We start from the raw sequence: 12,189 nt of genomic DNA on the forward strand, positions 1-12,189 counted from the left end.
GGGGAGAGGGAATGCGTAGGCTCGAACGGTTTGAGAACCTGGTCCAGATGTTCTTCGCGCGTGCGCGGGAAAAGGGCGACGCGCCCTTCCTCTGGCACAAGGCGGGCGGGAAGTGGCAGCCGACCAGCTGGGCGGAAGCCGCGCGGCAGGTGGCGAGCCTGTCGGCGGCGCTCACCGCGCTCGGCCTGAAGCGCGGCGACCGGGTGATGCTCGTCTCCGAGAACCGCCCGGAATTCTGCATCAGCGACCTGGCGATCATGGCCGCGGGCTGCGTGACGGTGCCGACCTACACCACCAATACCGAGCGCGATCACCAGCACATCATCGAGAATTCGGGCGCCTGCGCGATCATCGTCTCGAACGGCAAGCTGGCCAAGACGCTGCTGCCGGCGGCGATCCGCGCTTCCTCCGCCCGGATGATCATCGGACTGGAAGACCTGCGCGTCGGGCAGCAGAGCAGCCTGGAATTCCATGACTGGCGCGCGCTGATCGCCAAGCACGACACCGATCCGCGCGGCGTCTCGTGCAACTGGCGGCGCGAGGACCTGGCCTGCATCATCTACACCAGCGGCACCGGCGGCTCGCCGCGCGGCGTGATGCAGCATCACGGCGCGATCCTGTGCAACGTCGAGGGCTGCTGCACGATCATCTCGGAGGATTTCGGCTGGGAGGAGGAAGTGTTCCTCAGCTTCCTGCCGCTCAGCCACGCCTATGAGCATACCGGCGGCCAGTTCTTCCCGATCGGGCTCGGCGCGCAGATCTATTATTCCGAAGGGCTGGAGAAGCTCGCCTCGAACATCGAGGAAGTGCGCCCGACGCTGATGGTCGTCGTCCCCCGCCTGTTCGAGGTGCTGCGCACCCGCATCGTCAAGCAGGTCGAGAAGCAGGGCAATTTCGCCAATTTCCTGCTCGACAAGGCCGTGGCGATCGGCGGACGCAAGGCGGCGGGCAATTCGGGGCTCCGCGACCTGCCGATGAACCTGCTGCTCGGCGCCACGCTCAAGCCCAAGCTCGCCAAGAAGTTCGGCGGGCGGATCAAGGCGATGGTCTCGGGCGGCGCGCCGCTCAATCCGGAAGTCGGCATCTTCTTCCAGAGCCTCGGCATCACCTTCCTCCAGGGCTATGGCCAGACCGAGGCCGCCCCGGTGATCTCGTGCAACCGGCCCAAGGCCGGGCTCAAGATGGACACGGTCGGCCCGCCCTTGCCCGATGTCGAGGTGCGCATCGCCGATGACGGCGAGATCCTGGTGCGCGGCGAGCTCGTGATGCACGGCTATTGGCGCAACGAGGAAGAGACCAAGCGCGTCCTCAAGGACGGCTGGCTCTATACCGGCGACATCGGCCATATCGACGAGAAGGGCCGCATCAAGATCACCGATCGCAAGAAGGACATCATCGTCAACGACAAGGGCGACAATGTCGCGCCCCAGAAGGTCGAGGGCATGCTGACGCTGCAGCCCGAGATCGTCCAGGCGATGATCGCCGGCGACAAGAAGCCGTACATGTCCGCGGTGATCGTCCCCGATCCCGAATGGACCGCCGAATGGTGCGCGCACACCGCCACCAAGTGCGACTTCAAGGAGCTGTCGCACGATCCCGACTACAAGGCGGCGCTCGGCGCGGCGGTGGAACGGGTCAACAAGGACCTGTCGGTGATCGAGCGCGTCCGCAAGTTCATCGTCGCCGACGAGCCCTTCACGATCGAGAACGAGCAGCTGACCCCCTCGCTCAAGATCCGCCGCCACATCCTGAAGGCAGTCTATGGCGACCGGCTCGACGCGCTCTACCGCACGAACACCCCGCCGCTGGAAGATCCGAAGAAGGATTGATCGCCGCACGCGTCATCCCGGCGAAAGCCGGGATCTCGTGCGGCTCTTTCCCCGCGCCTTCGCCTGAGATCCCGGCTTTCGCCGGGATGACGATAGGAAACCGGGACGACGAAACCAAAAAGGCCGGGGCTTCCACCCCGGCCTTTCGCATTTCAGTCGGGCCGCCGAAGCCTCACTTCGTCTCCGGCACCACCTTCACCGTCCAGTCCTTGTCCGGGCGGAGATACTTCATCGCCAGCCCCTGCACATCGGCCGGGCTCACCCGCGAATAATCCTGGGCCAGCGTCTCGACCGCGGCGATACGCGCCGGGTCATAGGTGCCGCCCTCGACCAGGCGCATCCAGAACATGTTGCCCGACGACATGCGCAGGATCTGCTGCTTGAGCGGAGTCAGCGCGCGGTTGAGCTCGTCGGCATCGACCGGCTTCGCGACGAGATCGGCCGCGATCTTGCGCGACAGCTCGAAGAAGAAGTCGACCTTGTCCGGCGGCACCATGCCGAGCGCCATGATCTTGCCGCCGGTCGACAGGCCGAGCGGCCACTGGCTCGCCACCTGCGGCGAGTAGCTGACGCCCGCCTGGCTGCGCAGCTGGTCGAGCAGCCGGTCGCGGAAGATCGCGGCGAGCACCTCGAGCTTGCGGCTCTCGGTGATGCCGCCATTGGCGGTGCCGCCGCCGGTCGGCCAGGCGATCACCGCCGCAGCCTGGTTGGGCTGGCCGGTATGGGTCAGCGTCACCGGGGTGGCGACATGCGCGGGGAACTCGAACGGCACCGGCGGCGCCATGCTGGCGACGCGCGGCTTGAGCGCGCCGAAGGTGGCGGCCACGGCCTTCACCGTCGCCTCGGCATCCATGTCGCCGAACACCTCGACTTCGATCGGGCCGGTCGCCAGCAACGGCTCCCAGAACTTGCGGAAGCTGGCCGGGGTGGTCGCCTCGATCACTGCCTTGGACGGCACGCCCCAGCGCGGATCGCCATTGTGGAGCAGCCGTTCCAGGTCGCGGCTCATCACCGCGTCCGGCGAAGCCGAGAGGCCGGCATAGCCCGACAGGATGCCCGCCTTGGCGCGGTTGACCGGGTTCGGATCCCAGGCCGGCGCGGACAGCTTGGTGGCGAGCAGCTTGAGCTGGTCGGACAGGTCGTCCTTGGTCGTCTGCGCGCGCAGGGTGAAGGCATCGTCGTCGATGTCGAAATCGGCGCCGATCTGGCGGTTGCCCGTCAGATAGTCGAGCTCCTCCTGGCCGTACTTGCCGACGCCGCTGGCGACGAGCGCCGGCTCGCCGGCCCAGGCCGGAGTCGCACCCTTGTTGGGCAGGCTCGACAGGCCGCCGCCGAAGCGCACGTTCACATAGACCTTGCCGGTTTCCGACGGGTCCTGGCGCATCAGCAGCGTGACGCCATTGGCAAAGGCGAGCTTCTCGATGCCGGTGCCCGGCAGGATCTGCTCGCGGCTCGCCACCTTGCCCGGCAGGCCGAGCTTGGGCAGCGCCGCGAAGCTGACATTGCCCAGCACCTTGCGCTTGCCGGCACCGGCGACATTGGCCTCCAGCGCCGAGGCCACCTTGGTGGTGATCGCCGGATCGGGCGCGTGCAGGTTCACGATCGCGCGGGTCGCGGTGCCCTGGAACACCGTCTTCGACGAGGCGAGCACGGTGGCGGGGGTGAACATCTTGCCGTCCACCGCGCCCTTGAAGATCGCATAGGAGAATTCGGGGGTCGTCACCGTCTCGTTGATGTCGACCGCCTCGGCCAGGTCGTCGGCGAGCTTGGCGCCCGCGTCGACCGGCGCGGTGTTGATCCGCTGCTGCATCGACGACGCGATCTCGGCGACTTCGCGGTCGATCTCGGCCTGGGTCGGCGGGGTCGCCTGGGCATCGGCGATCACCGCGCGCACGTCGCGCAGCGCGGCTTCCCAATCGTCGCCGACCGGCAGCACCTGCACCGTGGTGATGTTGGCCGATCGCGCCAGGTCGCTCAGGTCCGCGCCGGCGGCGATATAGGTGCCACCCGAACGCGCCCGGGTCTCGAGCCGGCGATTGATGATGCGGATCGCGACCAGATCGATCATCCGCTTCTGGTTGAAGATCACCGTGTCGCCATCGACCGTCCAGGGGCGGACGATCGTGATCGTGGTCAGCACCGGCAGCGCGGGCTCGACGATGCTGGCGGATACCGGCTTGCCAGCCACCGGCTTGCCGAAATCGGGGCTCGGCACGGCCGGGCCGGTGCCCTTCCAGTCCGAGAAATGCTTGACGATCATCTGCTCGAGCAGCGCCGGATCGACATCGCCGATCGCGATGATCGTGGCGCGCTCGGGGCGGTACCAGCGGTCATGGAACGCCTGCACGCTCGCCGGGGTGGCGCCGTTCAGCGTCTCCACCGTGCCGATCGGGTCGCGCTGGGCGAGCGGCTGGCCGGCGAACATCAGGTCGAGCATCGCGTCGCGCAGGCGCACCTGCGGGCCCGGCTGCTCGCGCTGCTCGGCCAGCACCACCGGGCGCTCCGAATTGAGGATCGGCTGGGTGATCTCCGGGCCGGACATCATGCCGGCAAGGATCTTGAAGCTCTCATCGAGCCCCGCCGGCGTCGCCATCGGCAGGTCGAGCTTGTACGTGGTGGCGGTGAAGGTGGTGCTGGCGTTCGAGTCCGAGCCGAAGGTCACGCCCAGCCGCTGCCAGATGCGCTTCGATTCGCCGTCGGGCACGTGCACCGAGCCGCGGAACGAGAGATGCTCGAGCAAGTGCGCGAAGCCCCGCTCGCTGTCCTGCTCCATCAGCGAGCCGACATCCATGCGGACGCGGACCGAGACCTGGCCCGGCGGAACGCCGTTCTTGCGCACCGCATAGCGCACGCCGTTGGAAAGCCGCCCGAACTTCCAGGCATCGTCATGGACGAGGTCGCTCTTCTCGTAGAGCCAGGGATCCTTGGCGGTCTGGACCGGCCGCCCCACCGTCTTGGTGTCGGGCACGCCCGGGGGATTGGTATTCTGCTGGGCCTGGGCCGGCAGCACCGGAGCGAGCGAGGCAAGGGCGAGGAGCGCGAGAGGCGCACGCAGGAAAGAGTGCATAGCTGTCCATCTAGGAGCGAAGCGCCGGGCATGCCAGCGCGAACCTTGCTCCCGGATGTATGAAAAGGCGGCACGGCTACGTTACGAACCCGCCCCCATGCGCCGCGTCAGGGCCATGTTTTGGACCCATCGCCCGCCTAGAAAACAGCCTGTGGGCAAGTCCCGCGAGTCGAAGAGGCAGCGTAACAGCGAGTCAGTCAGCAAGGTCAGGTGCAGTGAAGGTCGAGCCGAGCGCGCGGGGCAGCGCAATGTGGCGGGACGCAGGCGAAGTGGAAGTCGGCGAAGCCCGGGAGATGATTCCCGATATGACGGTGATGTCGGGCGCGATCATGCCCGATTCGCCGCTTCGGGCCGAGCGCGACCGGCCCTTCCTGATCAAATATGGCAAATATCTGCGCGGCACCTTCGATCGGTTCATCGCGCGCTTCTCGCTGGTCTCGAACAATCCGGTGCTCGACGTGCGCGACTTCGCCTGGACCCAGGCGCTGCGCGCGAACTGGCAGGCGATCCGCGCCGAGGCGATCGCCGCGGCGCTCGATCCGCACCAGGCGCCGAGTTTGGCGCACATCTCCCCCGATCACCGCGCGATCGCGCCGGCGAACAAGTGGCGCAGCTTCTTTCTCTACGGATATGGATATTTCGTGGAGGAAAATCTGAATCGCTGCCCCGAGACCACCCGGCTGGTCGAATCGATCCCTGGGCTGAACAGCGCCTTCTTCTCGATCCTCGCGCCCGGCACCCATATCCCGGCGCATCGCGGCGTCACCAAGGGGCTGATCACCTGCCATCTCGGGCTGGTCGTGCCGCGCGACGGCGACGCCCGGATGCGGATCGACGACCGCGTCGTCCGCTGGTCCGAGGGCGAGACCCTAGTGTTTGACGATACCTATGACCATGAGGTGTGGAACGATACCAGCGGCACCCGGGTCGTGCTGCTGATCCAGTTCCGCCGGCCGCTGCGCCAGCCGGGCCGCTGGTTCGTCGACCGGTTCCTCGCCTGGATCCGCCATTCGGCCTTCGTCCAGGATGCGCGGGCCAACCTGATCCGCTGGAACCGGGTGGTCAATTCGACCAATTGATCCCGCGCAAATGCGTGCCCACATGCGCCTCCGAAAAGGAGTTGCCGAAATGGCTACTGATCAAACCAAGGCCTGGGCTGAATTTCGCCGGATGATCGTCTGGATCGCACTTGCCGGCGTACTGATGGTCGCGGGCGCGCTCTGGTATCTCTCGCTCTACGACGCGCTCTATCCTTCCGCGATCGCGGCAACGGTGGGCGGTGTGTTCATCTCGACGCTGCTCGGCTGCGGCCTGTTTGCCGCCGCCTTCTTCAGCGATAAGAGCGGTCATGACCAGAGCGTGAGCGACGCGACCACGCATGAGGACGAGCAGCCCCAAGCCTGACCCCAGCCTCGGAAACCTTTCGTTTCCCGCCTTCCGCTTGATCCGCGCCGCCCAAGCGCCCAAATGGCGATCATGCTGATCGAAACCGAAGCCACGCCCAATCCGGCGACGCTCAAGTTCCTTGCGGGTCGCACCGTGATGGACGCCGGCACTCGCGACTTTGCGAGCCCGGAAGAAGCCGAAGCCTCGCCGCTCGCCGCGGCGCTGTTTACCCTGGGCGACGTGACCGGCGTGTTCTTCGGCCGCGACTTCATCTCGGTCACCATCGCGCCGGGCAGCGACTGGCGTGACGTGAAGCCCGATGTCCTCGGCATCCTGCTCGATCACTTCGCCGCCAACATGCCGCTGTTCCATGCCGCATCTGCCGGTTTCAGCGTGCCGCCGGAAAGCGCCGATTTCGGCGACAATCCCGAGGACGCGGAGATCGTTGCGCAGATCAAGGAACTGATCGAGACGCGCGTGCGCCCGGCCGTTGCCAATGACGGCGGCGACATCGTCTATCGCGGCTTCGACGCCGGCAAGGTCTATCTCCAGATGCAGGGCGCCTGTTCGGGCTGCCCCAGCTCGACCGCCACGCTCAAGAACGGCATCGAGCAGCTGCTCAAATATTACGTTCCCGAAGTCACCGAAGTCCGGGCCGTCTGAGCCCCAATCTTCTCCGAAAGGACTGTTTCATGGCCACTCCGCTCGACGATGCGGCGCTGGATACGCTCTTCCGTACCGCGCGCTCCTATAACGGCTATACCGACGCCCCGGTGACCGAGGCCGATATCCGCGCCATCTACGAACTCACCAAGATGGGCCCGACCTCGGCCAACAACCAGGCCGCGCGCTTCGTCTGGGTGACCACCCCGGAGGCCAAGGAAAAGCTCGCCCAGTTCGCCAGCAGCACCAATGCCGACAAGATCCGCAAGGCGCCCGCCACGGTGATCATCGGCATGGACCTGGTGTTCAACGAGCAGCTGCCCTGGCTCTTCCCGCACGCGCCGACCGCCAAGGACTGGTTCCCGACCGAGGAAGCCCGCTACACCACGGCGTTCCGCAACTCGTCGCTGCAGGGCGCATATCTGCTCCTCGCCGCCCGCGCGCTCGGCTTCGATACCGGCCCGATGTCGGGTTTCGACAACGCCAAGGTTGACGAAGCGTTCTTTGCAGACCAGCCCAATGTGAAGTCCAACTTCATCGCGACGCTGGGACATGGCGACCCCTCCTCCATCTTCGATCGACTCCCCCGCCCGGAATTCGAGAAGTTCAATCAGCTCCTCTGACCTGACTCTCGTCATCGAGACCGCGACCGCCGCCTGTTCGGTAGCACTTCTCGACGGGACGACCCTGGTAGCCGCGGCCCATGAAGTGGTGGGCCGTGGCCATGCCGAGCGCCTGGTACCGATGATCGCATCGCTGCCGGGCGAGGGTCGTGCCGCGCGCATCCTGGTCGATGTCGGCCCGGGCAGCTTCACCGGCGTGCGCGTCGGGCTGGCCGCCGCGCTTGGCCTGTCGATCGGCTGGGGCGCCGGGGTGCAGGGCTATTCGTCGCTCGCGCTGCTCGCCGCGTCCGGCTTTGCCGTCAATGCGGGTATGCCACAGCTTGCCGTGATCCTCGAAGGGGGGCACGGTGAGGTGTTCATGCAGGCGTTCCAATCCCAGCCATTTGGGGAAGACGGGCCGTTCCGCTCGCTCGTTCCCGCCGCCGCCCGCGAAGCGCTGGGCGCGCTGCCTGCGTTCGGCAGCGGCGTGCGCCACCTTGCCGCGCTCGGCGAAGGGCTGGAGCTGCACGAGACACTGCCCAATGCCGCCGATGCCCGGCTGCTCCCCGCCGCCTTTGCCGCCCTGCCCGCGCGACCGATCTATGGCCGCGCGCCCGATGCCAAGACGCTCGCCGAGCGGGGCCTAGCATGAGCGGAACGGTGCACCTCGTCGAGCTGCGCGAGGGCGGCTCGCAGGATCTCTACAGCGTCAACAACATCATGCAGGAGGCCTTCGACCCGCGCTTCGGCGAGGCCTGGACCAGCGCGCAGTGCCTGGGCATGCTTTCGCTGCCCGGCGTCTGGCTGGTGGTGGCCAGTGTCGATGGCGAGGATGTCGGCTTCGCCCTCTCCCGCGCGACGGTCGATGAAGTCGAGCTGCTGCTGCTCGCCACCCGCCCGAGCGCCCGGCGGCGCGGCGTGGGCGGTGCGCTGCTGCGTGCCGTGATTGAAGAAGCGCGCGGCCGCAACACTGTACGCGTGCATCTTGAGGTTCGCTCAGGAAACGATGCCGTTCAGCTCTACCGTCGCGAAGGCTTCGAAAAGGTAGGAGAACGTCGCGATTATTATCGTGGGCGTGGCGGGCAATTGTTTGACGCACATACTTATGCTCGGGATATTGCCGATCTGACCTGAAACTTACGGAAACATGCAAGTTTGGTCTTGCGTTTGATCCGAAATGGTCCGATAGGGCGATCTCAGACGACAATTAATAGTCGTCTTACCCGGGTCGAAAGGAAAAAAATGGAAACGCAAGCTGAGATTGATGAAACGCTGGTCACGCTGACCGCGGATATTGTTGCAGCTCATGTCAGCAACAACAGCGTGTCGGTCTCCGACCTTCCGACTCTGATCGCGAACGTGCATGGCGCCCTTGCAGGTCTTGGCCGCGCCGCCGTCGAGCCGGAAGTCAAGCAGGAGCCGGCCGTTTCCATTCGCGCCTCGGTGAAGCCCGACTATATCGTGTGCCTCGAGGACGGCAAGAAGCTCAAGATGTTGAAGCGTCACCTGATGACGCACTATCAGATGACCCCCGAGCAGTACCGCGCCAAGTGGAACCTGCCGGCCGACTATCCGATGGTCGCCCCGAATTATGCCGAACAGCGCCGCAGCCTGGCGAAGAAGATCGGCCTCGGCACCAAGCGCCGCAAGCGCTGAGCCGCAACAATCTGAAACAGGCAAAGGCCGGTCCGGATCGCTCCGGGCCGGCCTTTTCGTTTCGCGATCGCGCCTTTTCGCCGCCACAGTCTTCCAACTTCGGCCGGTGCACGCTACATCGCGGGCATGGGCCGTAAGATCGATCTCGAAGCGCTTTGCCACGAAAAGGGGCTGCGCATTACCGAACAGCGCAAGGTGATTGCGCGCGTCCTCTCCGATGCGGAGGACCATCCGGACGTCGAGAAAGTCTATGAGCGCGCCTCGGCCATCGACCCGGGCATCTCGATCGCCACGGTCTATCGCACCGTGCGCCTGTTCGAGGAAGCCGGCATCCTCGATCGCCACGATTTCGGCGATGGCCGCGCCCGCTACGAGCCGGCGCCCGAAGCCCATCACGATCACCTGATCAACGTCGAGACCGGCGAAGTGATCGAGTTCGTCGATCCGGAGCTCGAGCTGCTGCAGAAGCAGATCGCCGAGCGGCTGGGCTTCCGCCTGGTCGATCACCGGATGGAACTCTACGGCGTCGCCCTCGACCGCAAGAACTGAGGTGGCGCCCGCGGGCGAGACCAGGGAACAGCGCGCCGCCCGTCGTCGTGAAGAGGCGATGGAAGGGCTCGACACGCCAATCAGCCTCGCCGGCAAGTGCCGCATGGGCCTGCGCATCGCCGGGCTGGTGCTGGCGCTGCTGGTCTTCGTGCCGCTCCATTACCTGTTCCGCCTCTTCCGCCTGCCCTCCCCCTGGCCGCGCCATTTCCTCGGCACCGCCGCGCGGATCTGCGGCGCGCGGGTCAACCGCGTCGGCACGCACCTGAAGCGCGACGTCTTCTACATATCGAACCACCTGAGCTGGATCGACATCCTCGCGCTGGGCGGCGCCAGCGGTACCGCCTTCATCGCCAAGGCCGAGATCGAGACCGCCCCGGTGGTCGGCTGGCTCGCCGGCCTCAACCGCACCGTCTATGTGAAGCGCGAGAACCGGCTGGGCGTCGCCGAGCAGATCAACGAGCTGCGTGATGCGCTGGCCGAGACCTGGGCGATCACCGTCTTCCCCGAAGGCACCACCACCGACGGCAAGTCGCTGCTCCCGTTCAAGACGCCGATGCTGCGCGTGCTCGAGCCGCCGCCGCCCGGCGTGATGGTCCAGCCGGTGATGCTGCATTACGGCGCCGCGGCCGACGACATCTGCTGGATCGGCCAGGAAACCGGCCTCAACAATGCGAAGCGCATCCTCAGCCGCAAGGGCAGCTTCCGCCTCGACGTGCATTTTCTCGAGCCCTTCCACCCGCGCGACTTCCCGGGCCGCAAGGTGATCGCCGCCGAAAGCCGCCGCCGGATCGAGGAAGCTTTGGTCAAGACGCTCGACCACCCCTTGCGCACCTTCCGCTTCGCCGAGGACCCGATCGGCTACAAGCCGAAGCCGGGGGCCTGACCTTTCAATCCTCCCCCGGAGGGGGAGGGGGACCGCCGCGTAGCGGTGGTGGAGGGGTAGCGCGCCTCAAGCGACAAAGCCCGTGGAGAATACCCCTCCACCAGCTTCGCTGGTCCCCCTCCCCCTCCGGGGGAGGAATGTGTATATGCCCGCCCGATGAACGCTCCCAAGAATCCCAAGACCTTCCACGTCAAGTCGTTCGGCTGCCAGATGAACGTCTATGACGGCGAGCGCATGGCCGAGCTGATGGCCGCGCAAGGCATGACCGCCACGGCCGATGCCGACGGCGCCGACCTGATCGTGCTCAACACCTGCCATATCCGCGAAAAGGCGACCGAGAAGGTGTTCTCGGACATCGGCCGCCTGCGCAAGCACGCCGCCGCGGCCGATCGCGCCGCGCCGATGATCGCCGTCGCCGGCTGCGTGGCGCAGGCCGAGGGCGAGGAGATCGTCCGCCGCGCCAAGGTCGATGTCGTGGTCGGCCCGCAGGCCTATCACAACCTCCCCGAACTGGTCGCCAAGGCCGCGGCAGGCACCTCCGCGCTCGACACGGACATGCCCGCCAACAGCAAGTTCGGCGCGCTGCCCAAGCGCCGCAAGGTCGGTCCCACTGCCTTCCTCACCGTGCAGGAAGGCTGCGACAAGTTCTGCACCTATTGCGTGGTGCCCTATACCCGCGGCGCCGAGATCAGCCGCCCCTTCGCCGAGCTGGTCGACGAGGCAAAGGCGCTGGTCGATGCCGGCGCGCGCGAGATCACCCTGCTCGGCCAGAACGTCAACGCCTGGGACGACGAGGCGGGCACCGGTCTCCACGGCCTGATCCACGCGCTCGACCGGATCGCGGGGCTGGAGCGCATCCGCTACACCACCAGCCATCCCAACGACATGCGCGAGGGCCTGATCCGCGCCCATGCCGAAGTCGGCAAGCTGATGCCCTTCCTCCACCTGCCGGTGCAGGCCGGCAGCGACCGCATCCTCAAGGCGATGAACCGCAGCCACAGCCGCGATTCCTACCTGAAGATCCTCGACCGCGTCCGCGAAGCCCGCCCCAACATCGCGCTGTCGGGCGACTTCATCGTCGGCTTCCCCGGCGAGACCGACGCCGAGTTCGAGGAGACGCTGAGCCTGGTCGACGCCGTCGGCTATGCGCAATGCTTCAGCTTCAAGTACAGCCCGCGCCCCGGCACGCCGGCGGCCGATCTGCGCGACCAGTATATCCCGGCCGAAGTGATGGACGAGCGCCTCCAGCGCCTCCAGGCCGCGCTCAACCGCGACCAGCTCGCCTTCAACCAGGCGACCATCGGCAGGACCTGCGCGGTGCTGATCGAGCGCCAGGGCAAGCTGCCCGGCCAGATGCTCGGCAAGTCCCCCTGGCTCCAGTCGGTGTACCTGGGCACAGACGCGAAGATCGGCGACATGGTCGAGGTCGAGATCACCGGCGGCTTCGGCAATTCGCTGACCGGCGTCGAGAAGGTCAAGGCGGCGGCCTGAACCCGCATTTGTGGGACCTGAGTTCCCCGGCGAAGGCCGGGGCCCAGCTCCGGTGCACCATCA

At 66.5% G+C, this 12,189-nt stretch carries 12 protein-coding genes; 11 read left to right on the plus strand and 1 reads right to left on the minus strand.

The features are described 5' to 3' along the window. Positions 1-11 precede the first annotated feature (11 nt). On the plus strand, positions 12-1,829 hold the full coding sequence (locus HNP52_RS00955; protein ID WP_184161203.1) for a long-chain fatty acid--CoA ligase: 1,818 nt from the start codon (positions 12-14) through the stop codon (positions 1,827-1,829). Between the two features lie 172 nt (positions 1,830-2,001). Here the strand turns inward: HNP52_RS00955 and HNP52_RS00960 are convergent, their stop codons facing one another. After that, positions 2,002-4,896, minus strand: coding sequence for a pitrilysin family protein (locus HNP52_RS00960; RefSeq protein WP_184161206.1), 2,895 nt, complete (start codon positions 4,894-4,896; stop codon positions 2,002-2,004). A gap of 248 nt (positions 4,897-5,144) precedes the next feature. On the opposite strand from HNP52_RS00960, the gene HNP52_RS00965 reads away from it, so the two are divergent. The 10 genes from HNP52_RS00965 (at position 5,145) to miaB (ending at position 12,126) form a co-directional block, all read left to right on the plus strand. Beyond that, positions 5,145-5,975, plus strand: a complete 831-nt coding sequence (locus tag HNP52_RS00965; protein ID WP_260395852.1) for an aspartyl/asparaginyl beta-hydroxylase domain-containing protein — start codon at positions 5,145-5,147, stop codon at positions 5,973-5,975. A 49-nt stretch (positions 5,976-6,024) separates the two neighbouring features. Beyond that, positions 6,025-6,300, plus strand: coding sequence for a hypothetical protein (locus HNP52_RS00970; protein WP_260395853.1), 276 nt, complete (start codon positions 6,025-6,027; stop codon positions 6,298-6,300). 72 nt (positions 6,301-6,372) lie between these two features. Then, entirely contained in the window at positions 6,373-6,945 is a 573-nt protein-coding gene (locus HNP52_RS00975; protein ID WP_184161209.1) for a NifU family protein, read from the plus strand. A 29-nt stretch (positions 6,946-6,974) separates the two neighbouring features. Next, positions 6,975-7,568 carry a malonic semialdehyde reductase gene (locus HNP52_RS00980; protein WP_184161213.1) on the plus strand — a complete coding sequence of 198 codons (594 nt, stop codon included), beginning with the start codon at positions 6,975-6,977 and terminating at the stop codon, positions 7,566-7,568. Next, positions 7,555-8,199 (plus strand): tRNA (adenosine(37)-N6)-threonylcarbamoyltransferase complex dimerization subunit type 1 TsaB, encoded by a 645-nt coding sequence (tsaB, locus tag HNP52_RS00985; RefSeq protein WP_311768421.1) that lies wholly within the window; start codon positions 7,555-7,557, stop codon positions 8,197-8,199. Before HNP52_RS00980 ends, tsaB begins: the two co-directional genes overlap by 14 nt. Then, complete coding sequence (locus tag HNP52_RS00990) at positions 8,196-8,681, plus strand: GNAT family N-acetyltransferase (protein ID WP_184161219.1); 486 nt, start codon at positions 8,196-8,198, stop codon at positions 8,679-8,681. Before tsaB ends, HNP52_RS00990 begins: the two co-directional genes overlap by 4 nt. A 108-nt stretch (positions 8,682-8,789) precedes the next feature. Then, complete coding sequence (locus HNP52_RS00995) at positions 8,790-9,203, plus strand: MucR family transcriptional regulator (RefSeq protein ID WP_184161223.1); 414 nt, start codon at positions 8,790-8,792, stop codon at positions 9,201-9,203. Positions 9,204-9,329: 126 nt separating this feature from the next. Then, entirely contained in the window at positions 9,330-9,752 is a 423-nt protein-coding gene (locus tag HNP52_RS01000; protein WP_184161227.1) for a Fur family transcriptional regulator, read from the plus strand. 58 nt (positions 9,753-9,810) lie between these two features. Then, complete coding sequence (locus tag HNP52_RS01005) at positions 9,811-10,635, plus strand: 1-acyl-sn-glycerol-3-phosphate acyltransferase (RefSeq protein ID WP_184164862.1); 825 nt, start codon at positions 9,811-9,813, stop codon at positions 10,633-10,635. A 156-nt stretch (positions 10,636-10,791) separates the two neighbouring features. Next, complete coding sequence (gene miaB / locus HNP52_RS01010; protein WP_184161230.1) at positions 10,792-12,126, plus strand: tRNA (N6-isopentenyl adenosine(37)-C2)-methylthiotransferase MiaB; 1,335 nt, start codon at positions 10,792-10,794, stop codon at positions 12,124-12,126. Positions 12,127-12,189: the final 63 nt, after the last annotated feature.

This window comes from Sphingomonas kyeonggiensis (assembly GCF_014204495.1).
GTDB lineage: Bacteria > Pseudomonadota > Alphaproteobacteria > Sphingomonadales > Sphingomonadaceae > Sphingomonas > Sphingomonas kyeonggiensis_A.